Annotated in this window: 22 protein-coding genes; 16 read left to right on the top strand and 6 right to left on the bottom strand. The window is 39.0% G+C overall.

What is annotated here, in order from left to right; all coding sequences use genetic code 11:
* Positions 1-18 precede the first annotated feature (18 nt).
* Positions 19-2,217 carry a YccS family putative transporter gene (gene yccS, locus DM558_RS08970; protein WP_127163601.1) on the top strand — a complete coding sequence of 733 codons (2,199 nt, stop codon included), beginning with the start codon at positions 19-21 and terminating at the stop codon, positions 2,215-2,217.
* On the opposite strand, the gene DM558_RS08965 is transcribed toward yccS, so the two are convergent.
* The 4 genes from DM558_RS08965 to DM558_RS08950 all read right to left on the bottom strand — a co-directional run bounded on the left by DM558_RS08965 (position 2,210) and on the right by DM558_RS08950 (position 5,827).
* Positions 2,210-3,139, bottom strand: coding sequence for an SdiA-regulated domain-containing protein (locus DM558_RS08965; protein ID WP_127163600.1), 930 nt, complete (start codon positions 3,137-3,139; stop codon positions 2,210-2,212). The genes yccS and DM558_RS08965 overlap by 8 nt on opposite strands.
* 11 nt (positions 3,140-3,150) lie before the next feature.
* Positions 3,151-3,816 (bottom strand): fumarylacetoacetate hydrolase family protein, encoded by a 666-nt coding sequence (locus DM558_RS08960; protein ID WP_127163598.1) that lies wholly within the window; start codon positions 3,814-3,816, stop codon positions 3,151-3,153.
* 121 nt (positions 3,817-3,937) lie between these two features.
* The gene (gene sfsA / locus DM558_RS08955; protein ID WP_109702040.1) at positions 3,938-4,651 is read right to left on the bottom strand and encodes a DNA/RNA nuclease SfsA; all 714 of its coding nucleotides are present in this window, start codon (positions 4,649-4,651) and stop codon (positions 3,938-3,940) included.
* A 3-nt stretch (positions 4,652-4,654) separates the two neighbouring features.
* Positions 4,655-5,827, bottom strand: a complete 1,173-nt coding sequence (locus DM558_RS08950) for a pyridoxal phosphate-dependent aminotransferase (protein ID WP_127163596.1) — start codon at positions 5,825-5,827, stop codon at positions 4,655-4,657.
* Between the two features lie 353 nt (positions 5,828-6,180).
* Between DM558_RS08950 and dksA the strand changes: the two genes are divergently transcribed.
* The 9 genes from dksA to holA all read left to right on the top strand — a co-directional run bounded on the left by dksA (position 6,181) and on the right by holA (position 16,025).
* The gene (gene dksA, locus DM558_RS08945; RefSeq protein ID WP_228411859.1) at positions 6,181-6,609 is read left to right on the top strand and encodes an RNA polymerase-binding protein DksA; all 429 of its coding nucleotides are present in this window, start codon (positions 6,181-6,183) and stop codon (positions 6,607-6,609) included.
* A gap of 13 nt (positions 6,610-6,622) precedes the next feature.
* A complete protein-coding gene (locus DM558_RS08940) occupies positions 6,623-7,474 on the top strand; it encodes a glutamate--tRNA ligase family protein (protein ID WP_127163594.1) in 852 nt (283 codons plus the stop codon).
* A 131-nt stretch (positions 7,475-7,605) separates the two neighbouring features.
* Positions 7,606-8,139 carry an outer membrane lipoprotein gene (locus DM558_RS08935; protein ID WP_228411723.1) on the top strand — a complete coding sequence of 178 codons (534 nt, stop codon included), beginning with the start codon at positions 7,606-7,608 and terminating at the stop codon, positions 8,137-8,139.
* Positions 8,140-8,217: 78 nt separating this feature from the next.
* Positions 8,218-9,522 carry a homoserine dehydrogenase gene (locus tag DM558_RS08930; RefSeq protein WP_109702043.1) on the top strand — a complete coding sequence of 435 codons (1,305 nt, stop codon included), beginning with the start codon at positions 8,218-8,220 and terminating at the stop codon, positions 9,520-9,522.
* 16 nt (positions 9,523-9,538) lie between these two features.
* Positions 9,539-10,948: a threonine synthase gene (thrC, locus tag DM558_RS08925; protein ID WP_127163593.1), complete on the top strand. Its 1,410-nt coding sequence runs from the start codon at positions 9,539-9,541 to the stop codon at positions 10,946-10,948.
* Positions 10,949-11,011: 63 nt separating this feature from the next.
* Positions 11,012-11,563 (top strand): NADPH-dependent FMN reductase, encoded by a 552-nt coding sequence (locus DM558_RS08920; protein ID WP_127163591.1) that lies wholly within the window; start codon positions 11,012-11,014, stop codon positions 11,561-11,563.
* A gap of 115 nt (positions 11,564-11,678) precedes the next feature.
* A complete protein-coding gene (gene leuS, locus DM558_RS08915) occupies positions 11,679-14,285 on the top strand; it encodes a leucine--tRNA ligase (RefSeq protein ID WP_127164856.1) in 2,607 nt (868 codons plus the stop codon).
* A gap of 32 nt (positions 14,286-14,317) precedes the next feature.
* A complete protein-coding gene (locus tag DM558_RS08910; protein ID WP_164731431.1) occupies positions 14,318-14,941 on the top strand; it encodes a hypothetical protein in 624 nt (207 codons plus the stop codon).
* Between the two features lie 46 nt (positions 14,942-14,987).
* Positions 14,988-16,025 (top strand): DNA polymerase III subunit delta, encoded by a 1,038-nt coding sequence (holA, locus tag DM558_RS08905; protein ID WP_127163587.1) that lies wholly within the window; start codon positions 14,988-14,990, stop codon positions 16,023-16,025.
* Here the strand turns inward: holA and DM558_RS08900 are convergent.
* Positions 16,018-17,112 carry a J domain-containing protein gene (locus DM558_RS08900; RefSeq protein ID WP_164731430.1) on the bottom strand — a complete coding sequence of 365 codons (1,095 nt, stop codon included), beginning with the start codon at positions 17,110-17,112 and terminating at the stop codon, positions 16,018-16,020. The two genes, holA and DM558_RS08900, sit on opposite strands and share 8 nt — an antisense overlap.
* A 133-nt stretch (positions 17,113-17,245) precedes the next feature.
* On the opposite strand from DM558_RS08900, the gene recO reads away from it, so the two are divergent.
* From recO to DM558_RS08875, 5 genes are all read left to right on the top strand, one after another.
* Positions 17,246-17,935, top strand: a complete 690-nt coding sequence (recO, locus tag DM558_RS08895) for a DNA repair protein RecO (protein WP_127163583.1) — start codon at positions 17,246-17,248, stop codon at positions 17,933-17,935.
* Between the two features lie 4 nt (positions 17,936-17,939).
* Positions 17,940-18,638, top strand: a complete 699-nt coding sequence (locus DM558_RS08890) for a VIT1/CCC1 transporter family protein (RefSeq protein WP_127163581.1) — start codon at positions 17,940-17,942, stop codon at positions 18,636-18,638.
* Positions 18,639-18,743: 105 nt separating this feature from the next.
* A complete protein-coding gene (locus DM558_RS08885) occupies positions 18,744-19,862 on the top strand; it encodes an ABC transporter substrate-binding protein (RefSeq protein ID WP_228411722.1) in 1,119 nt (372 codons plus the stop codon).
* On the top strand, positions 19,859-20,923 hold the full coding sequence (locus DM558_RS08880; protein ID WP_127163579.1) for a FecCD family ABC transporter permease: 1,065 nt from the start codon (positions 19,859-19,861) through the stop codon (positions 20,921-20,923). Before DM558_RS08885 ends, DM558_RS08880 begins: the two co-directional genes overlap by 4 nt.
* Entirely contained in the window at positions 20,923-21,702 is a 780-nt protein-coding gene (locus DM558_RS08875; protein ID WP_127163577.1) for an ABC transporter ATP-binding protein, read from the top strand. The genes DM558_RS08880 and DM558_RS08875 overlap by 1 nt, the downstream gene beginning before the upstream one ends.
* Here the strand turns inward: DM558_RS08875 and DM558_RS08870 are convergent.
* Positions 21,696-22,385 carry a lipopolysaccharide kinase InaA family protein gene (locus DM558_RS08870; protein WP_164731429.1) on the bottom strand — a complete coding sequence of 230 codons (690 nt, stop codon included), beginning with the start codon at positions 22,383-22,385 and terminating at the stop codon, positions 21,696-21,698. The two genes, DM558_RS08875 and DM558_RS08870, sit on opposite strands and share 7 nt — an antisense overlap.
* A 129-nt stretch (positions 22,386-22,514) precedes the next feature.
* Here DM558_RS08870 and rnd point away from each other — a divergent pair, with 129 nt between their 5' ends.
* On the top strand, positions 22,515-23,630 hold the full coding sequence (gene rnd / locus DM558_RS08865; RefSeq protein WP_127163573.1) for a ribonuclease D: 1,116 nt from the start codon (positions 22,515-22,517) through the stop codon (positions 23,628-23,630).
* The last annotated feature ends 6 nt before the right edge of the window (positions 23,631-23,636 follow it).

The raw sequence follows: 23,636 nt of genomic DNA, 5'->3' as shown, positions 1-23,636 counted from the left end.
ATTGGAGTTTTATACACCATGGCTAGCAGTCGTTCATTAGTCAATACACTTCATCAATTATGGTCACTTGAGCGTGTCGCTTATTGTGTGCGGGTATTTATTGCCTTGACGGGAGTGATGGTACTTTGTTGGTGGAGGGGAGAGTTATCCCTGGTTGTGCCTCTATTTTTAGGGATTATTGCTAGCGCCATGGCTGAAACAGATGATAATTGGCAAGGCCGCTTAAAAGCTGTTGTGGTAATGCTGATCTGTTTTAGTATTACGTCTGTTTCTGTAACACTTCTTTTCCCTTTTCCTTGGCTGTTTGCAATAGGTCTTGCCATTTCTGCCTTTGGCTTAACATTGCTCGGTGCAATAGGAAGTCGGTATAGTAGTATTGGTTTTGCTACGTTGATTTTATCAATTTATACCATGATTAGTGTAAGTCAACATATTCAGACGAATAATCATGATGTGTGGCGTGACTCTATAGCGCTGCTAGTAGGCGCTGCTTGGTATGGGCTTTTGTCGATTGTATGGAATTTTATTTTTGCTCATCAACCTGTATTGTATGCGTTAGTTAATTTATTTAATGAGCTTGGAGGGTATTTAAAATTAAAAGCTACCTTAATTGAGCCCGTTAGATGTTCAGATATTGAAGAGAGACATCTTGCGTTAGCTAAAAAGAATGGAAAGGTGGTTGATGCATTAAATATCGCGAAAGAAACGATTTTAAATCGAATGAAAGGAAGTCGTCATAACCCACAAGTTAGCCGTTATTTAAAACTTTATTTTATTGCACAGGATATTCATGAGCGTGCTAATTCATCACATTATCCTTATGATGCATTGAGTGAGGCTTTTTTCCACAGTGATGTGCTTTTCCGCTGTCAGTTGCTTTTAAGCCACCAAGGCAAAGCTTGCCAATTATTGGCTAAAGCCATTCGTTTAAAGGAACCGTTTAATCACAGTGAAAGCACAGAAGCATTGGAGGATTTAAAAAAATCTATTGATTATATTCGTGAACAACCTGAAACCAATAAAAGGTTATTGCGTTCTGTGTACGCTTTAGCAAAGAATTTAACCATTTTAGAACAAAAGTTGATGGACGCAAAGAATCCTGATGCATTGAGTAATGGTGATGTTAGCTTATTTGACAGAGAAGTACATACGTTTAAAGACGCGTTTCTTCGACTAAAGCAAAATTTAACGTTAACCTCGTTAACTTGTCGCCATGCTATCCGTATTGCCATCGCTCTTCTGGCTGGTTATGGTGTGATGCATTGGTTGAATGCAGAATATGGTTTCTGGATTTTATTAACGACAGTCTTTGTATGTCGTCCTAGCTATGGTGCAACCAGAGTAAGACTAGTACAACGGATGGTAGGTACAGCAATAGGGGTTGTTTGTGGTTGGGCAGTGATCAGCTTATTTCCTAGCTTAATTATGCAGTCAATTATTGCAACGATTGCTGGTATATTGTTCTTTGCTTATCGCTTGAGTCGTTATACGTTATCGACTGCTTTTATTACCTTGATGATTTTATGTTGTTTTAATCAGATGGGTAATTCTGCATTTACGATGATTATTCCCCGATTAACAGACACGTTAATTGGTTGCATTATAGCAGGTTTAGCTGTATTTTTTATTTTGCCAGATTGGCAGGGGCGGCAACTAAATCGTGTATTAGCTAGCACTTTAAGTAGCAGTAGTCGCTATTTACGGGAAATTATGAGTCAGTACGATACAGGTAAAGAAGATGATTTAGATTACCGTGTTGCACGACGTAATGCGCATAATGCGGATGCCGCACTATCAAGTGCATTAGCCAGTATGTTGCTTGAACCTGGGCATTTTAGAAAAGATGTTGAAGTTGGTTTTCGCTTTTTAGTCGTTTCACATACGTTATTGAGCTATTTATCAGCATTAGGTGCACACAGAGAAACATTGCCTGAAAATGCAGAAGTTGAAGCCCTACTTGAGCGAGTTACGACTACTATAGCGAATGATTTAGATGAAATAGCCAATGATTTATTGGAAAAAAGACTCGTAAAAGTAACTAATGAGATTGAGGAACTGTTAGCTAAAGAGCTTGATCAGTTATCAGAAGAAATGGATGATAATTTGAAGTTGATATTAACAGAGTTATCGCTCATTTGCAGGCAGCTTGTACGTATACGAAATCTTACTGCGCAGTTACAACATCAAGCAATTGAACAAACAAAAGTGGCTAGTTAGGGGTAGCTTTTTTAAAGACATAAAATAAATTAGGCTCGCCTACGAGGTAAAGGGTATCTTGATCGTCTAAAGTCATCCCTTCTGCTTGTGGTATCGATTGTTTTAGGTTATGACCTGTAATAAGCGATAAGCTACTGATAGGATGGCCTTTTTTATCGATTTCGATGATTAGTCGAGACTCATCAGAAAGAACTAATAAATGTTGATAATGGCTATTAAACGTAATACTTGAAATATCCTTTATAAAAAGCCGCTGATCTCTTTGGGTGTTATTTTTTACGATAATGTCTAAAGATGTATTGGGTGACTGAGGAAAGCCTGTGATTTCATAGATATGAACAGGGTTACGCTCTTTTGCCGCATAGATTTTTTTGCCCTCAAAATCCCATGCGAGTCCTTCTATTCCTTTATTGTCGGTTAATCCTGTGCCTAACGTGAGTTGTTGAGCCCCTTGAGCGTTAATTTCTGTTGTAGAGGGTTCAATTACAACCTTAATAAGTTTTTGTTTTCTTTCTTCAGCAATAATAAAGTTATTATTACCAATATATTCAATGGCTTCAGGATCACTGATGTTGATAAGATTAATTTTGCGTAACAGTTCGCCTGTTGTAGAGAGTTCAATGACTTGGGTGGGATTATTCACAATAGCAAATAGCGTTTTTGTATCGTTGTTCCATGTAAGGCCTGATAAGTTATTATGAATGCCTTGTATCGGTTTTGCTTCGATAACAACTTGATAATCAGGTAGCCATAAAGATTTTTTTCGCCATGCATTGGTATGGCGCCATTCTTGGAAATTAAAAGTGAGGCGCTCATAAACATGAAATTGTTGGTTGAAGATGATCAGCCCGATGACGGCCAATAAAACGAGTAGTAGAATCACACGTTTTATTGTGAATAAGGCCGTTAGCTTTTTGTGCATAGAGCAGTAAATTATATAACTTCTGTCACGAATTGGCAGTGTTCAGGTAGTTCCATAATGAGTCGATCACCTGTATTTAGCGCTCCAACGCCTTGTGGTGTTCCTGTTAAAATAACATCACCCGGTAATAGGGTAAAGTAATGGGCAATGTATTCAATTAAATTAATAATTGGTGTGAGCATTTGGCTACTATTGCCCTCTTGACGAACCTCATTGTTAATCGTTAAGCGAACGTTGATATCCGTGAGGTCAGGGTAATTTGATGCTGGTGTAAAAGGTGTTAGTACACAAGCACCATCAAAACTTTTTGCAAGTTCCCAAGGCCAACCCTTTTCTTTAAGTCGAGATTGCACATCTCTTAGCGTAAGATCTAGGGCAGGAGCAAAACCTACAATAGCCTCTTGTATTTCTTTGTGATTTACAGGGCCTGAAAGGGGTTTGCCAATGAGTACAGCAATTTCCGCTTCGTAATGAACTGCTCCTTGATTATGAGGAATAGTAAAGCCGCCATTGCTGCTGACGATGGCCGTAGAGGGTTTAATAAATATAAGTGGTTCTGTGGGGATTGGGTTGTTTAGCTCTTTAGCATGCTCTGCATAATTACGGCCTATACAAACAACTTTACCTACAGCAAAATGAATAGATGACCCATCAACATATTGGTGTTTATAACTCATAAATTTTGGCCTAGTGAATAGTTTATTATTAGTCGTTGCTAAATTTTAGCAGTTTAACGGTCTCTATAACAGGGCATTTTAGGTGAATATGATAATCATTTTACTTTTTTTGTAGGTGATGTTACCTAAGATTTACATTAATAGGGTGTGTAAGACAAATGGTAGCGTTTGAAATATCGCAAGCATAGGCAAGTAATTTAACCCCTGCATCATGGGCTTCTTGTAACGCCTTGGTATAGTTTGGATCAATCTCTGTACAAGGGCGAACTGCCGTGATGTTGGTCAGATTAACACAGTACAGAAGAACTGTATCAATACCTTGCTTCGCTAAAGCTGTCAATTCACGTAAATGTTTGGCACCACGAGTAGTGACTGCATCGGGAAATGCAGCAGTATTATTGTTGTCAAAGCCTAAGGTAACACTTTTGACTTCAAGATAAACTTCTTTTTGATTAGGATAGCTTAAACAAAAATCAATACGAGAGTTTTCTTGCCCATATTTTACCTCTCGCCGTAGGCTATTAAAGCCCACCAACTCTTTTATAACGCCTGCATTTAAAGCTTCTTCAACCAGTTTGTTAGCCAGTTGAGTATCAACGCATGCTAGCCGATTTTGTGGTGTTTCTGAAAGAACCCATGTACCTGCTGATTTACGTTTAGGATCATTAGAGCGTCTAAACCAAATATTACAGCCCTCACTCATGCAGTTTAACATAGAGCCTGTATTAGGGCAGTGGATGGTTAGTAGTTCCCCAGTTGATGTTTTTATATCGGCTAAAAAACGTTTATAGCGCTTAATAAGTGTCGCGTGTTCGAGTGGTGGTTCAAATTGCATAGATTATCCTTGCCAACTTTGTAATCCACGTGCAATGCGTTCAACTGCCTCTTCTAGCACAGGTAAGCTTTTTGTATAAGCAAAACGTACATGCGCATTGGATTTGTAAGCTCCAAAATCTAAACCGGGTGTGAACGCGACGTGTTGATTCTCTAAGAAGTAGTAGCAAAACTTGTAAGCATCGTCTGTAAAGGCGGAAATATCTGCATAAAGGTAAAAGGCACCGTCAGGTTTTGTTTTTATTTTAAAACCTAGTTCAGTTAGCGCAGGTAATAAAAAATCACGACGTTTAGCAAACTCTGCTTTACGTGCTTCAAATATTTCTTGAGCTTCAGGTGTAAAGCAGGCAAGTGCAGCATATTGTGAAATACTCGCTGGACTTATGTATATATTTTGCGCAAATTTTTCTAAGCTACTTACGGCGTCCAGTGGTGCTACTAACCAGCCTAATCGCCAACCTGTCATCCCATAGTATTTAGAAAAGCTGTTGAGAATATAGGCATTATCGTCCACTTCTAAAGCACTAGGTGCTTCAGTATCATAACTAAGACCATGATAAATCTCATCAGAGATTAAATAACCCTTGTGTTGCTGACAACTTTTCGCCAATCCACTGAGTTCTGCTCTATTTAAAATAGTCCCTGTTGGATTGGCGGGGGAGGCAACTAAAATACCGGCTGTATTTTTATCCCAATGTTGATCAAGGAGTTCTGGTGTCAATTGGTAGTTAGTGGTGTGATCCGTTGCTACCATTTTAGCATCGGCTTCGATGAGCCTTAAAAAGTTACGATTACACGGGTAACCAGGATCAGCCATCAATAAATGTTGTCCTGCTTCAACGAGTAAGCCGCTAGCTAATAATAATGCACCTGAACCTCCTGAGGTTACAAGGATACGGTTGTAATCAATATCAAGGTTATAGCGTGTTTTATAGAGGGTGGCAATGGCTTGTCTTAGTTCTGGTAAACCAAGAGCCGGTGTATAGTGTGTATGCCCCGCTTCAATCGCTGCTTTTGCTGCATCTAAAATAGGCTGTGCTGTGGTGAAGTCGGGTTCTCCAATCTCTAAGTGAATAACATTGTTGCCTTCGGCTTGTAATGCATTAGCACGTGCTAATAAGTTCATAACTTGAAAGGGTTCTATAGAGTCACTACGCCTAGTGAATGTTTTACTCATGGTAATATGCCTAATTCTGTGTAAGTTATAGGTTGATTATATCAAACATATGGCACAAATTGATTACTTCGTCTCAGATTTAAAAGCGATTCGTTACGATCGTAATATTTATCTTGTAGTCTTTTTTAAAATATTATATTGTAGAAAGTTATCTATAATCGCACTATTAATTAATAAATGTAAAAAAATAGCAAAGGGACAAGTAGTACTAGATTAACCTTTAAGGATCTGGTAGTTTGCGCCGTTTATTTTGATCTTAAAGCTGGGGATTTAAAAGGATATTTCTTTTAGCTTATTTGTTTTATTGAAGAGGGGATGACATAGTGGCTAGGGCTAAAAAAACAGTAGAAAATATTCTTGCTGAAAAGAGTGATAACGGGGTGTTTACGCCTTACCAAGAGAAAAAAGGTGAGGAGTATATGAGCGATGCGATGCGTGAGCATTTCGTAAATATACTAAAGAAATGGCGTTTAGAGCTTGTGAGCGATATGAGTCGTACCGTTGAGCATATGCAAGATGACGCAGCTAACTTCCCTGATCCTGCTGATAGAGCAACACAGGAAGAGGAGTTTAGTTTGGAATTACGTACCCGTGATAGAGAGCGTAAACTCATAAAGAAAATTGATGATACTTTACAACTGATTGCTGATAATGAATATGGTTGGTGTGATTCTTGTGGGGTGGAGATTGGTATCCGTCGTTTAGAAGCTAGACCGACAGCAACGCTTTGTATTGATTGTAAAACACTAGCAGAAATTAAAGAAAAACAAACAGGATTGTAGTTTATTTTTTGTTATGTCTAAGCCCTGTGTCGGTTATTTTTCCCCCGTCTATGATGGGGGAATGCATTTAAGGGCATTGGCAATTGCATTAGTTTCTTATCTAGAAATACGTTCAGCTAAAGGGAAATGGCTAATAGGTTTTTCTGATAACGATTTTCCTCTATTAAAAAAGCAGACTGAGCAGTGGTTGTCGGTTTTAGAAGCATATGGGTTTGATTGGGATAATGATATTTTTGAAAAAACGATTTACCCAATCAATGATGATGCAGTTGTTAATCAATGGTTAAATCAAGGCTTAGCCTATGCTTGTCATTGTTCAGAAGATCAACTGAAAGAAACACAAGTTTATTCTGGTTCTTGTCGAGATGCTTTAATGTCTACACAAGATGCAACAATACGCTTGCGTACACCTGATCTAATTTATCAGTTTACAGACCGTTTGCAGGGTGTTTTTAAACAAAATATAAGCAAAGAGATCGGTGACTTTGTCATTAGGGATAAACATGGTGTCATAGATCCTGATTTAGCTATGGTTTTGGCGATTGTTCGATGTGGGGCCACACAAATCATAAGGCCAGTCGAACAGTTGTCTACTGTAGTAAAACAGTTGTACATGCAAGAATTATTGGGGGTTGTCTCACCTACTTATTTACATGTGCCAACCATATTAAATAATCAGGATAATAGTAGTTCCTTAGCCGCATTATTAGCACTGTCTGAACGCGAAAGGGTAAAGCTATTAATCCATTTATTAGAGCAGTTAGGGCAACCTGTAAGCGTTGAACAACAAAATTTAACACCTAAGCAGCTCCTTTTATATGCGTCAGATCATTGGTGTGTAGAGTTGATTACTAAGGGGCACTAGTTTTTAAGTTAGAGTCTCAGAAATGATGGGTGCTTAAAATAAGAAAATATTTGTGATTTATCTTTTGGTTTATACTCTTGCAATATCTATGGCATAATATAAGCTTTTAAAGTTACTCAATTGGGTGTTATATGAGTATTAAACGGAAACTCCAATTATTGGGGATTGCGCTAAGTGTTTTAGCTATTGTTGGGTGTATGCCTAAGCTAGATAGTAAAACTTATGGTCGAGACGAAGTTCGTAATATTCAAAACGTAACATTGGGGACAATTCTAAATTTAAGACCTGTTCGTATTGAAGGATCAAGAAGTGGGGTTGGAGCAAGTTCTGGAGCTGTGGCTGGTTTAGCTGGTGGTGCTGCAGGTGGTTATAGTGCGACCAATGGTGATGCAGCAGGTGCTGTGGTTGGTGCAGTGATCGGCGCTGTTGCAGTAGGACTCATCGGTTCAGTGACAGAAGAGGGTTTTACACGCACTGATGGCGTGGAAATGGTGATTAAGCAAGATGGTGAAGAAGGCCGTTTAATCTCTATTGTACAAGAAGTAGACCCTAACCAGATTATACGTGTGGGAGATCGCGTTTATATTATTGTTAATAGTTATAATAATGTACGTGTTGCCCAAACAGGCCAGAATATAGCCAATCAACAAGATACGAAAAAATAGTATAATTTAGAACGATTAACAGGGTATAACACTATTAAGGTTATGCTTTAAACTAGTTAGGTAAGTGGGAGTATTAGCTTGAATCCAGTTAAAGTGGGTATATGCGGTTTAGGTACTGTGGGTGGTGGTACTTTCAATGTGTTGCAACGTAATGCACAAGAAATAGCGCGTCGTGCTGGTAGAGAAATTGAGGTGGCACAGATTGCGGCCCGTTCTATCAACCCTTTATGCCAAACAGGGTCAACGCTTATTACAGATGATGTCTTTGAAGTGGTTAATAATCCTGATATAGATATTGTGGTAGAGCTGATTGGTGGTTATACCTTAGCACGCGACTTAGTACTTAAGGCCATTGAAAATGGCAAGCATGTGGTCACGGCTAATAAGGCACTGATTGCTGTACATGGTAATGAGATTTTTACAAAAGCTGAAGAAAAGGGAGTTATTGTCGCTTTTGAAGCATCTGTCGCGGGTGGTATTCCTGTTATTAAAACTATTCGTGAGGGGCTATCAGGTAACCGTATTAATTGGGTTGCAGGTATCATCAATGGTACAGGAAACTTTATTTTAACTGAAATGCGTGAAAAAGGCCGAGCTTTTGCCGATGTATTAAAAGAAGCTCAAGCATTAGGCTATGCTGAAGCTGATCCTACTTTTGATATAGAAGGGATTGACGCCGCCCATAAACTCACTATATTGGCCTCGATTGCATTTGGTATCCCACTACAGTTTGAGAAAGCCTATACCGAAGGTATTACTAAATTAACTTCTGAAGATGTGCTGTATGCAGATGCGTTAGGATATCGTATTAAACACCTTGGTGTTGCGAAACGTACTCCACAAGGTATTGAATTACGCGTTCACCCAACACTTATTCCTGCTGAAAGATTATTAGCCAATGTAAATGGCGTAATGAACGCGGTGATGGTGAATGGTGATGCCGTAGGTTCTACGTTGTATTATGGTGCTGGCGCGGGGATGGAGGCGACAGCTTCAGCGGTTGTAGCTGATATTGTTGATGTGGTGCGTGTGATGACTTCTGATCCTGAGAATCGTGTGCCTCATTTAGCTTTCCAACCTTCCTCGTTGTCTGATGTGGCGGTACTACCGATAGATCAGTGTGAAACAGCTTATTATTTAAGAATTCAAGCAGAGGATTCACCAGGCGTTTTAGCACAAGTCGCTACGATTTTATCGGAACGTGAGATTAATATTGAATCAATTATGCAGAAAGAATTAGAACATATGGATGGTAAGATTCCTATGATTTTATTAACGCATAAAGTAAGCGAAGCAAAAATGAATGATGCGATTACTGCACTTGAAGCTCTTGAGGGAGTGGAAGGTAAAGTGGTTCGTATCCGTGTTGAACAATTAAATTAATAAAAGTGTAGTCACTATGCGCTATATAAGTACTCGCGGAAAAGCTCCCGCACTCAATTTTGAAGATGTTTTATTGGCTGGTCTCGCTTCAGATGGTGGCCTTTATGTACCTGAAAGTTTACCTCGCTTTACTGTTGAAGAAATTAGCAGTTGGTCAGGTTTGGCTTACCATGAATTAGCCTTTAAAGTAATGCGTCCTTTTGTAGATGGCTGTATCCCTGACGCAGACTTTAAAAAGATTCTTGAAGAGACCTACGGTGTATTTGCTCATCAATCAGTTGCTCCTTTACGTCAGTTAGCCGGTAATGAGTGGGTACTAGAGTTATTTCATGGCCCAACCTTGGCCTTTAAAGACTTCGCATTACAATTATTAGGCCGTTTGCTTGATTATGTACTCGCTAAGCGTAATGAGCGCGTTGTAATTATGGGTGCTACTTCTGGCGATACCGGCTCAGCCGCGATTGAAGGCTGTCGCCGTTGTGATAATGTCGATATTTTTATTCTGCATCCCCATAATCGTGTGTCTGAAGTGCAACGCCGCCAAATGACGACTATTTTAGGTGACAATATTCATAATATTGCCATTGAAGGTAATTTTGATGATTGCCAAGAAATGGTTAAAGCCAGTTTTGCAGATCAAGCCTTTTTGAAAGGAACACGCCTTGTTGCAGTAAATTCCATCAATTGGGCGCGTATTATGGCGCAAATCGTTTACTATTTTTATGCGGCTTTACAATTAGGTTCGCCATTACGTTCGGTGGCGTTTTCGGTGCCAACGGGTAACTTTGGTGATATTTTTGCGGGCTATTTAGCACGTAATATGGGCTTACCTATCAATCAGTTGATTGTGGCAACAAACCGTAATGATATCTTACATCGCTTCATGTCAGGTAATCATTATGATAAAGATCAGTTACATCCCTCTTTATCACCTTCAATGGACATTATGGTTTCTTCCAACTTTGAACGTTTACTATTTGATTTGCATGGTAGAAACGGTCAATTAGTCGCTGAGTTAATGGATAATTTCAAGAAAACAGGCAAATTATCTGTTGAAGATGACCGTTGGACAGAAACGCGTAAGCTGTTTGACTCATTAGCGGTCTCTGATGCTGAAACCTGTGAAACGATTACTCAAGTGTTTAAACAATCTGGTGAGATACTTGACCCTCATACGGCTATTGGGATGCGTGCAGCAAGAATGTGCCGTCGTAGCCTCGCTTTACCGATGGTGACATTAGGTACAGCCCATCCTGTCAAGTTCCCAGAAGCGGTAGAGAAAGCAGGTATCGCTAAAAATATTGAATTACCTGCTCATCTAGTAGATTTATTCAAACGGGAAGAACGTTGTACAGTGTTGGCAAATGATTTAAGCCAAGTACAAAGTTTTGTAAGTCAGCACGGTAATAGAGGCAAGCCTCTATAAATGATAAGAATAAGGGAGCTAAATGCTCCCTTATTTAATTATTAGATTATTTAAGGTGATATTATGCGTTTAGTTGGAATCTCAGGTAGCTTACGAAAAGCCTCGTATTCTAGTGCTATTTTACAAACACTCATCGAGAAGGCTAAGCCACAAGCTGTTATAGAGCTATTAGATATTGGTAGTCTCCCTCATTATAATGGTGATTTAGAGCTTGATGTTTTGCCTAAGTCGGTGACTGATGCCCGCTCATTAGTCTCGCTTTGTGATGGTGTTGTTGTCGTCAGTCCAGAGTTTAATCATGGTATTCCCGGTGTTTTAAAAAATACGCTCGACTGGCTATCGCGTCCTGCTTTTGAGAGTTGTTTATTGCATAAACCTGTGTTTTTTGTGACACAATCAATGGGAGAGTTAGGCGGTGTTCGTGCGCAATACCAATTGCGTGAAACCTTTGCTTCTATGCTTTGTCATTTGCTTCCTATAAAAGAGGCTGCTTTAAGCCATATAGGCAAAAAAATCGTGGAAGGTAAGGTGATTGATAATGATACAGAAGCGTTTTTAGCACGAACTATAGAGCGTGTTATTAGTGAAATCAACCAATTAAAGCATAGCAAATAATAACCCATGAAAGGTTTTTTATAGAGATTAGCGTCTTTATCTTTTTATCTCTGTCTAACTGTTGTATGCTAGACATTTTATTATAGTGAACTTATTGAAATCAGTTAAAACCATGATAAACGAACAATATTTACCTCAAGAAGTTGAAGCAACTGCCCAAGAATATTGGGACAATAATCAGTCTTTTGTTGTAACTGAACAAGCCGATAAAGAGAAATATTATTGTCTCTCCATGTTTCCATATCCTAGTGGTAAGTTGCATATGGGGCATGTCCGTAATTATACAATAGGGGACGTGATCAGTCGCTATCAGCGTATGCTGGGTAAAAATGTTCTACAACCTATGGGATGGGATGCTTTTGGAATGCCTGCTGAAAACGCAGCCATGAAAAATAAAGTAGCACCTGCTAAATGGACGTATGAAAACATCGCCTATATGAAGAAGCAATTAAAAAGCTTAGGATTGGCGGTTGATTGGACGCGCGAAATTACTACGTGTAAACCTGATTATTATCGTTGGGAACAATGGTTATTTACTCGCTTATTTGAAAAAGGTGTTATTTATCGTAAAAATGGTACCGTGAATTGGGACCCTGTCGATCAAACGGTTTTAGCTAATGAGCAAGTAATTGACGGCCGAGGCTGGCGTTCAGGTGCATTGGTTGAGAAGCGCGAAATTCCTATGTACTACTTCCGCATTACAGCCTATGCACAAGAGCTGTTAGATGATTTAGATAAATTATCTGGTTGGCCTGAACAAGTAAAGACCATGCAACGCAATTGGATTGGTAAATCTAAAGGGATGGAAGTAAGTTTCCCTTACGATGAGCAAAGCATTGGTTATGCAGGGCAACTAAAAGTATTTACAACACGCCCAGATACATTAATGGGTGCAACTTATGTGGCGGTAGCTGCTGAACACCCATTGGCTACGCAAGCAGCAAAGAATAACCCTACGTTACAAGCCTTTATAGAAAAGTGCAAAAAAGGTGGTGTTTCTGAAGCAGATTTAGCTACCCAAGAAAAAGAAGGGATGGCAACAGGACTTTACGTGCAACACCCACTAACAGGCGATAAGCTTAGTGTATGGGTTGCTAACTATGTGTTAATGACTTATGGTGAAGGTGCTGTGATGGCTGTACCTGCACATGACGAACGTGACTATGCCTTTGCTAAAAAGTATAGTCTACCGATTAAGGCGGTTGTTCGTACGAGTGTTGGTGATACAGTAGCTGAACCATGGCAAGACGCTTATGGTGAGCATGGCTTATTAATTAATTCAGGTAAATACGATGGCTTAGATTTTGAACAAGCATTCGCTGCCATTGGTAAAGATTTAGAAGCTAAAGCATTAGGAAAATCTAAAATACAATACCGTTTGAGGGATTGGGGGATTAGTCGCCAACGTTATTGGGGGTGTCCTATTCCTGTAATTCACTGTGATTGCTGTGGTGATGTGGCTGTGCCAGAGGATCAGCTTCCTGTTGTTCTTCCTGAAGATGTAGTCCCTGATGGTTCTGGAAGCCCTTTAGCTAAAATGCCAGAATTTTATGAAACAACCTGTCCTAAATGTGGTAAACCAGCACGTCGTGAAACGGACACTATGGACACTTTCGTGGAAAGTTCTTGGTATATTGCTCGTTATGCATCACCTCATTTCACAGGGGGTATGGTCGATAAAAAAGCATCTGATTATTGGTTACCTGTTGATCAGTATATTGGTGGTATTGAGCATGCAATTTTACATTTGTTGTATACGCGTTTTTTCCATAAATTAATGCGTGATGAGGGGTTAGTAAATTCAGATGAGCCTGTTGTTAATTTGTTAACTCAGGGAATGGTTGTCGCTGAAACTTATTATCGTGAACATGATAATGGTTCTAAAACCTATTTTAACCCAACAGATGTGATGGTTGAGAAAGATAGTAAGGGGCGTGTAGTTTCTGCTAAGTTAGCATCAGATGGTTTACCTGTGGTGATTGGCGGCATGTTAAAAATGTCTAAATCACTGAATAATGGTGTTGACCCTCAAGCGATGATTGAGCAGTATGGTGCTGATACGAGTAGACTATTTACGATGTTTGCTTCACCTCCTGATTTAAGTTTAGAGTGGTCTGATACAGGTGTTGAGGGGGCTAGCCGTTTCTTGCGCCGTGTTTGGCGTTTGGCTTATCAGCATACCTCGATGGGAATTCCTGCGAAGGCTGATATAAAGCAGTTAACGGATGATCAAAAAGCTATACGACGTGCGATTCACTTAGCGATTAAACAGGCGACACAAGATATAGGCCAAAATCATAAATTCAATACAGCCATTGCTGCTGTGATGACGTTAATGAATGTTTTGGAGAAAGCATCTGTCACTACGGCGGTTGATCGTGCTTTATTACAAGAGGGGCTTGAAACGGTCATCTTGATTTTAGCACCAATTACACCTCATATCTGTCATGTGTTATGGCAAGCTTTAGGGCATGATAAATCAGTAATTGATGCCAATTGGCCTGTTGTGGATGAGACTGCTTTAGTACAGGATGTATTGACTATCGTTATTCAAGTCAATGGTAAGTTGCGTGGCGATATGCAAGTATCTGCCAATGCAACAAAAGAGGAGCTTGAGAAGTCAGCACTTGAGCACCCAACGGTGCAAAAATTTATAGAGTCAGTCACTGTACGTAAAGTAATTGTTGTGCCGGGTAAGCTTGTAAATATAGTGGCTAACTAATGATAGAAATTAATTGCGGAGTTTCATATTTTATGAAGCGTTTAGTAGGTTTTTTTATTATTGCTTCACTTTTAAGTGGCTGTGGTTTCCATTTACGCGGTACTAGTGAAGATAAAATAGAGATAAAAGAATTAGCTGTTTCAGCAGGGGATCGCTATGGTCCGCTTGTTAAAGAGCTACGTGAGCGACTCGCTGATCATGGTGTTAAAATTTATGATACAGCAATGTATAAACTTGTTATCACGTCGTCGATTAATAGTAGAACATTAGCTTTTTCAAGTTCTATTCGTGGAACCGATATTGAGCAAATACTGACATTAAAATACCGTATTTACGGTGTGAATAATTTATTGTTAGTCGAAGATACTGTTGAGGCTCGTGGGCAATATGTTAGCGATATTAATAATATTGTAGCAGATGAGTTACAAAAAAATCGCTTAGATCAAGAGTTAAGAGGAAATGCGATTACGTTGTTGATTTATCGTTTACAAAGTATCTCTCCTGCGAAATTAGAAGAGTTACAGCAAAAAGCACAAGAGCAAAAACGCTTACAAGATGAGGCTAAGCAGCAGCGTCAAAAAGCAGCGGAAGAGCGCCGTAAATTACTTTTACAAAGCATTCCACTCGATGAAATTGAACAGTTAAACAGTCAGTAAACGCTAACCAAAAGAGCCTGTTAATAACAGGCTCTTTCATATTGTTATGAAGTTAAATTTAAACCAACTTTCTCAACATTTAACGGCTCACTTAAGTCCATTGTATATTGTAACGGGCGATGAAGTCTTATTGTCGATGGAAGCAGAAGACTGTATACGAAAAGCTGCCAGAGCATCAGGTTATTCTGAGCGGCAGCTATTTAATGTGGAAGCTAATTTTGATTGGTCAGTGTTATATGACCAAGCGGCTAGTATGTCTTTATTTGCTGAGAAACGTATATTCGAATTTCGCTTAAAAAGTGCAAGTTTGTCAGATAAAGGACAAGCATTTCTGGATTATTTACAAAATCCCCCTGAAGATACGTTGTTAATTATCAGTGCTCCTAAACTTGATGTAAAAACTAAATGGGTCAAAACGTTATTAGAAAGTTCACTTTGTCAATTTATACAAATTTGGCCTGTAGAGGTAGCGCAACTACCTCAGTGGATTAAACAGCGTTTGGCTTTGTTAGGATTGTCTATCATGCCTGATGCCTTAGAGTTATTTACGCTACGGGTGGAAGGGAATTTATTAGCGGCTGCTCAAGAGATTGAAAAATTAAAGCTGCTAATGGAGACCAATGAAACAGTTGTTAATCTTGATCATATCCAAGCAATGGTGGTAGATAGCGCACGGTTTGATATCTTTGGTTTAGTTGATGTTGCTTTACAGGGTGATGCTGCTCATAGTTTAAGAATGTTACAGGGTCTTAAATCAGAAGGGGCCGCTGAGACATTGATTTTGTGGACATTAACTAAAGAGTTGCGTGCTTTAATGACATTAGCACAGTTAACAGATCAAGGTATTCCTCTACAAAAGGCATTTGGCCAAGTACGTCCGCCAATTTGGTCAAAACGCCAAGCATTATTTCAACAAGCCGTCAGTCGATATACCGCTAATCAATGGGGTAAGCTGTTAATTAAAGCACAGCAAGTTGATGCACAAATAAAAGGGCAAGCCAGTGGTGATTGTTGGGAAGGCCTTGCTGATATGTTATTAAATATAGCAGGCCTTTCTAGTGGATTAGATCGGGCGCTTAGTTAGTTTCATCCTCAGCAATAGGTTTGCCATCTTCTCCTATTTCAATGGAGTCTAACTGATACTTAGTGGGTGTCTTAATCAATCGTTTTTCCATGGGTGAATCGCAGACTTGTTTATCTATATAATATTTTCCAATAAGCTCTTTTTGCGTATTGTAATAAGCGAATGTGAATAAAATGCCTTTTGCTATATTGTCTTTTTGAACATCACAGATTTGATTATCATAGAAAAAACGTTCAGTGAGGTAACTATCCAAAATAGTTCGTGAGTTGCTAATACCATCAATCACCATAAAATTTAGTGTGACATTTTGGTTTGAAGCTTTAGCCTCAACAAATTGAGTATTAAAATTAATTACAACCTTTTTATGGTTGTTGGTCAGTTCTGCTAAGCGTTTAGCTGTTTCTTTTAAGGTCGGATCATTAGCATTTTTTAACTGATTAGTATCCACTACTGTTGTGTCAGATGCTGTTGTGGGAATTATGTCCTTACCCTCCTTATCCTTGGGCTCTTTAAAAACTATGTTATTTTGTATTTGTTGTGATGTTTCCTCTGTAGATTCTTTAACTTGAGGGGGAGTAGTTTGATCTTTTAAGGGCGGTGTTGGTTCTTCTTCTTTTAAAGGTTTCCCTCGTGGGGCGGCGGCAGTCTGTTGTTTTGGCGTTGGTACAGGTGTTGACTCTAATACTGTCGTGTTAGCTTGTTCAAATAGGCCATTGGGGATGAATAATACGTAAATGATGATTGCTATCACCAAAAGAACGGCTAAAGCGGCAAATAGACGAATAGGGCTTTTTTTTGTAGGTGGTGGTGTTTCTTTTGGAAGCTCTTTTGGCGTAATTGTGGGTGAGTTAGTATCTTCTGTTTGTTGAAGTTGACGGTCATAAATAGCACGTGTTTTTTCAACAGAGAGGATGTGATAGGCTTCTTCTATCATCGCAATGAGTTTATCAGAGCGTGCTTTCATTTCAGGCGTTTGTTGCGCACGAAGATGTTGCCATTTCCCTATGAGTTGACGATAAGCGTTTTCTATTTCTTCCTTTGATACAGTAGTGGATACCTGTAAAATCTTATAATAATTCGTGGCCATGGTATATAATCTTTTAAATAATAAATGCTTTTTATCATTATATCTAAATAGCATTTAGTTGCCAAAGTCTTATATCCAAGATGTGAGACTATTATCGTATGTTAGAGATAAAGGTGTTGTAGTATACTGTTAAATGAATAATTTTGATTTGCAAGCTTTTGTATTACACAGTAAGCCATATCGAGAACAAAGTGCGTTAGTTGATTTCTTTACAGCTGAGGGGCGTTTCCGTGCTGTTTTGAGAAAAGCGCGTACAAGTGCAGGATCGATTGCTCGGCCCTTTATGCCATTGTCTATTAGTTTGGTAGGTAAAGGTGAGTTAAAAACTGTTAAATCGATTGAGGCTACTCATCATCCTTTATTGTTGCAAGGTAAAAATTTATTCAGCGGTTTTTATTTGAATGAGTTACTCATTAAGTTACTTCCCCTTGAAGATGCTTGTCCACAATTGTTTATTTACTATCAAAAAACACTACAACAGTTATCATCAGAAACGTTTATTGAACCTTTGCTACGTGGTTTTGAGTGGCAATTATTGCATGAGTTAGGTGGTGTTTTTTCATTGGTTGAAACAGTTGATGGAGAACCTGTGCAAGCCGATGATTTTTACATGTATAACCCTGAAAATGGTCTGCAAAAAATAATGCAACTACAATCAGGCGCTTTTTATGGCCGAGACTTATTGGCGATGAATGAGTTAAGTTGGGCTTCGGCAAGTGTATTAGCATCGGCTAAACGTTTGATGCGGCAGGTATTAGCTGTTCATCTGCAAGGTAAGCCATTAATGAGTCGGCAATTATTTAATAATTTATCTATTGAGTAGTAAAATGAATCAGCCTGTAGTTACTAAAGAAAATAAAGATATCACAAATAGATTGAATGTATTACGAGCAGGAGTTTTAGGTGCTAATGATGGTATTGTTTCTATAGCCGGTTTGGTGATTGGTGTTGCCAGCGCCGCTCACGATACAATGACTGTTTTTGTCGCTGGATTAGCTGGATTAGTTGCTGGCGCACTCTCTATGGCGGGTGGTGAGTATACGTCAGTCAGTACTCAGCGTGATACAGAAGAGGCTGCTGTAAGAAAAGAAGCCGATGAGATAGAAACAGATTATGAAGGTGAGTTGCAAGAGCTAGCCGATATTTATGAGAAAAAAGGCGTGTCTCCCCGTTTGGCTAAAGAGGTGGCTAAAGAGTTAATGGATAAAGATGCTTTGGCCGCACATACGGAAGCTGAATTTAATATTACGTTAGATGAGTATGTTAATCCATGGAGTGCTGCGTTATCTTCAATGTTTTCATTTACTTGTGGCGCTATTTTACCTCTACTAGCGATTACATTATTGCCTATTCCTATAAGAGTGGTTGTGACTTTTTTTATTGTTTTATTGGCCTTGGCTTTAACTGGGTATGTTAGTGCCTATTTGGGCGGCGCACCCAAGCAGAAGGCTGTTATGAGGAATGTAATCGTAGGGATGCTGACGATGATAGTCACTTATTTAGTAGGTCATTTTATTCCATTGTAGTTTTTATTAGTTTATGAGATTGTCGATATTTAAGATAATAAAATGCATTCTCATTTGATAATTATTATCATATAATAACTCCGTTCATTTAATAGGAGTTTTATAATGTTTAAATTGCCTAAAGTCTGCGCTGCTTCTGCACTTGCATTGATGTTCTCATGGACGGTGCAGGCCGAGACCGTTACTGATATTACAGGGAAAACAGTTGAAATACCTGAAAAAGTAGAAAGAATAATCTTAGGTGAAGGGCGGATGTTGTATAGTTTAGCTCTTTTAGATAAAGAAAATCCTGTTAAACGTGTTGTTGGTTGGCAAGGCGAATTAAAAACAACGGATGTGAATGGTTATAATGCGTATTTAAAGAAATTCCCTCAGATAAAAGATATCCCTTTAATTGGGCAAACCTCAGAGGCCAGTGTTAACCCTGAAACAGTGATGTCGCTTAATCCTGATATTGCTATTTTTGGTATCGCTGGGCATGGGCCAGGAGTCACTAACCCGCTTGTTGAAAAACTACAAAAAGCAGGTGTGCCTGTCGTGTTTATCGATTTTCGCCAACACCCTATGAAAAATACAATTCCTAGCATGAAGATTTTAGGTAAGGTATTACATCGTGAAGAAATAGCAAATAAGTACATTGCCTTTTATGAAAAACACTTAAACCGTATACAAGAACGCGTCGCTAAGATTCCCGCAGATCAAAGACCTTCAGTATTTATTGAGATGTTACCTGAAATTAAGTCGCCTACCTGTTGTCACACAGCGGGTAATGGTAACTTAGGTGAGTTTATTGAGGCGGCGGGAGGGCATAATATAGCTGCTGATATTTTACCCGCGGTTATAGGTGAGATTAGTTTAGAACATGTGCTGAGTGTTGACCCTAAAGTGTATATTTTGAGTGGTACAGGTTCAAACGATGTTAAGGTTGGATTAAGAGAGGGGTTAGGTGTTAATAAAGAAGCGGCTGCGCAAAGCCTGAAACGTTTAGCAAATCGTACAGGGGTTAATGCTCTCACCGCGGTGAAAGATGGCAATACTCACGGTATTTGGCATAATTTTTATAACTCTCCTTATAATATTATTGCGATAGAAGCTTTTGCTAAATGGTTCTACCCAGAATTATTTAGTGATGTTGATGTTCAAGAAACCTTTAATGAGCTACAAGAGTTTTTACCCGTCAATATTGAAGGTACCTATTGGGTAGATCTTAAGGATGCTAAATGATTGATGGTATGACTGTCGAGAAATCCTCTATAGCTGATCATTATAAGAAAATTATTGTAAAGCGAGTATTTTGGCTAGCGATGTTACTGCTAGCCATTCTTATTTCATTATTAGTTGATTTATCTATTGGTTCCTCGGGATTGGGTCTTACTGACTTAGTTCGGATTATCTTCGACCCAAGTTCTGCTTCTGTTACCCATAGAATTATTATTTGGGATATTCGTTTACCTCAAGCATTAATAGCTGTTTTAGTGGGGGCTTCATTAGGTTTGGCGGGTGCAGAAATGCAAACGGTACTTAATAATCCGCTAGCCAGCCCTTTTACATTAGGTGTTTCACAAGCTGCTGCCTTTGGAGCAGCACTAGGGCTTATCCTTAATGTTGGGATACCTGGTGTTGATTCTAAGTGGCTAGTTGCGGGGAATGCCTTTGTTTTTGCTTTACTGGCAACCATGTTGTTGGATCTTTTAGCGCGTTGGCGGCAAGCAAATACCAGCGTCATCGTTTTATTTGGTATTGCTATCGGCTTTACTTTTAGTGCATTAGTTGCTCTATTACAGTATGTGGCGACGGCTGAGGCATTACAAGCATTGGTTTTCTGGACAATGGGTAGTATGTCACGTGCTGATTGGCAAAATATAAGTTTATTAGCCATTGTATTATTTATAGCATTTCCTTTTTCAATGAACTCTGCTTGGAAATTGACAGCCTTGCGACTAGGTGAGGATAGAGCAGCCAGTTTTGGTATTAATATAAAACGGCTACGTTTAGCTAGTTTATTTAGAATCAGTGTGTTGGCAGGATTAGCAGTTGCCTTCGTGGGAACAATTGGATTCATTGGTTTAGTAGGGCCTCATATTGCTAGAATGTTATTTGGCGAAGATCATCGGTTTTATTTGCCTGCCAGTGCTTTATCAGGAGCATTGATTCTTTCATTAGCATCTGTGGTGTCTAAAAGTATTATTCCCGGTGTGTTAATTCCTGTAGGGATTATTACTTCGCTTATTGGCATTCCTTTCTTTTTAGCGATTATTTTCCGTACCACAGCAAGAGGAAATTGATGAGCGATTTATTAATTGATACCTTAAGTGTTTCCTACGGTCGACGAAAAGTTATTGATAATCTAACCGTTGAGCATATTGCTGAAGGGAAAGTTACTACACTTTTGGGGCCTAATGGCAGTGGTAAGTCAACCTTATTAAAGGCCATGGCAGGACTGACGCCCTCTGTTGGTAAGGTGATGTTTGAGGGTAAAGATCTGTTAGCTGCTCATTTTTCTGAGCGTGCTAAACAAGTGGTTTATTTACCACAAAGTTTACCTGCTAGTGTTCATTTACGAGCTTTTGAGTCGATGCTTGTGGCTAGAAAAGCTTCAGACAATCAATCGACTGAAGAGGTGATTGATGAAGCAATGGAGCTATTACGAAAATTAGGCATCGAAAATTTAGGGATGTGTTACCTTGATCAACTTTCGGGTGGACAAAAGCAGTTGGTTGGGCTTGCTCAAGCATTAATAAGAAAACCGAAAATTTTATTATTGGATGAGCCACTAAGTGCATTAGATCTTAATCATCAATTTCATGTGATGGAGATGATTAAGCAAGAAACTCGAGAGCGCAATATTATTACAGTGATTGTGTTGCATGATATTAACATTGCGTTGCAGCATACAGATTATGTTTTAATGCTAAAAAATGGTCATTTAATTACCAGTGGTATTCCTGATCAGGTCATTACTCCAGAGGTGTTAGCGGAAGTTTATGGTGTGAAGGGGCGTGTAGAACATTGTTCGCAAGGTAAGCCCCATGTAATGATTGATGGTTTGGTAAATGCTCACTGATGAAGTTTAGGTAGCTTGCTACCAAAGGCTTGCTCATAAGCATTGACAAAAAAGTGCCATTGTTCTGAGTTCAGTAATGAATGGCGCTTAATTTTGGGTATGTCGTGCAAAGCAGCTTCTTTTGCAGTATTTCTTTTCTTAATCTTTTCGAGATCTAGTAAGGCAACCTCTACAAGTGGCTGTTCATTTGTTTCTGCTTTTACGAAAAGATGTTTACCATATAAACTGCCATGTTGTAATTTATTTAAGTGCAGTTTTGCTAGCATGGTCGCTGTTTCTGTGAGTATCTTGTTTAAGGTTTCTGCATAAAAAGGTTGTCCTTGGTTTTGTTCCATCCAACTGTCAAGATCAATAAATCCATCCAGTGCTTCGGTGACTAAAATAGCTTTTTTATTTTGTACACCACAATAAATAAGTTTAGGTACATTAACCTGTGCTTTAGTAAGGGCGCAGTATGCTTTGTATTCTCTGATGATTGTGGCTTGTCCAAAAGGGTGGAAAATATCGCGATAGATATGATTTTCTTGGCGTTTAATATAAATGACTTTTCCGTCTTCGGTTGTCGTGCGCAAAACACCACTTTCGCCCCCACGGCGTTGGTTTGGCTGTTCAACCCATTCACCCTGGGTACTCCACCATTGTTCAAAAAACTGTCCTGTACTATCTAATTTGGGAAGAGGCATACGAATTCTCATATAAGCAAACTTATTTATTAAACACTAGCAATAATCTAAAAGTGAGTATTGTAGAATAATGCTTTTCATCCGTATACTAGTCTATTATTGTGATTATTAAGTACTGAGGAGAATTCAGTGTTATTTAATGTAGTGTGGATTCGTGACAATGAAACCTTGCATGATTACTGCCAACAGTGGCAGCAGTTACCTTTTATTACATTGGATACTGAATTTTTTAGAGAAACAACTTTTTATCCTATTGCAGGGCTTATTCAGCTAAGTGACGGCAAAGCCCCCTATTTAATCGACCCTTTGACGATTACAGATTGGCTTCCACTTGCTATACTTCTACAGAGTAAACAGGTGGTTAAGGTGTTGCACGCCTGTTCAGAAGATTTAGAGTTACTTTACCAACTAACAGGTGTGATTACTGAACCTGTATTTGATACGCAAATTGCGGCAGCTTTTCTAAATATGGGCATTACGCTAGGCTATTCATCTTTAATTCAACAATTATTACATAAAGAAGTGAGCAAAGAAGAAAAACGTTCTGACTGGTTGAGACGTCCTTTAAGTCACGAGCAGGAGCAATACGCCGCTGCTGACGTGATGTATCTTATTGAGCTTTATCATTATTTTGATACTCACCTCTCAAAGCAAAAGCAAGCGTGGTTGTTTGAGGATACACTTTCTTTAGCAAAGCACTATGCAGAGCAATCGGATTATCAGAACCTCTATAAGAGCTCAAGGCAAGCGTGGCGGTTATCCAGACAGCAGTTAGCTGTATTGCGTGCACTTTATGCTTGGCGTGAAGAAGAGGCAATCGCCAGAAATCTAGCGCGTGGTCGTTTACTGAAAGATAATAGTTTATTTATGATGGCGAAATATATGCCGGCAACAATCGTTTCTTTGGCCAAAACACCTGAGTTACACCCTAGTGTTTTACGTAAAGAGGGTGAAAAGTTATTATCGGTTATAGATAAAGCGGCCAAAAGTCCTCCAGAAACATGGCCTGAACAATTACAAAAAGCTGTTTCTATGAACAGTAGCCAATTTGCCAAGCAACTTAAACAAAAAGTTTTCGAACAAGCAGAGGTTTTGGGTATTTGTCCGGAGCTGTTGTGGCGCAAAAAAATTATTGAGCCTTTAATTGCTGCTGACGCAGGGCAGCAATGTGAACAGTTTTCTGATAGTTTACAAGGCTGGCGTAAACACATATTATCTAATATTCTAGTACAAACAATCAGCTAAATTGAG

The sequence above is a fragment of the Entomomonas moraniae genome (genome assembly GCF_003991975.1).
Classification (GTDB): Bacteria; Pseudomonadota; Gammaproteobacteria; order Pseudomonadales; family Pseudomonadaceae; genus Entomomonas; species Entomomonas moraniae.
The sequence above is the reverse complement of the archived record's forward strand: the minus strand, read 5'-3'. Positions and strand labels throughout refer to the sequence as shown.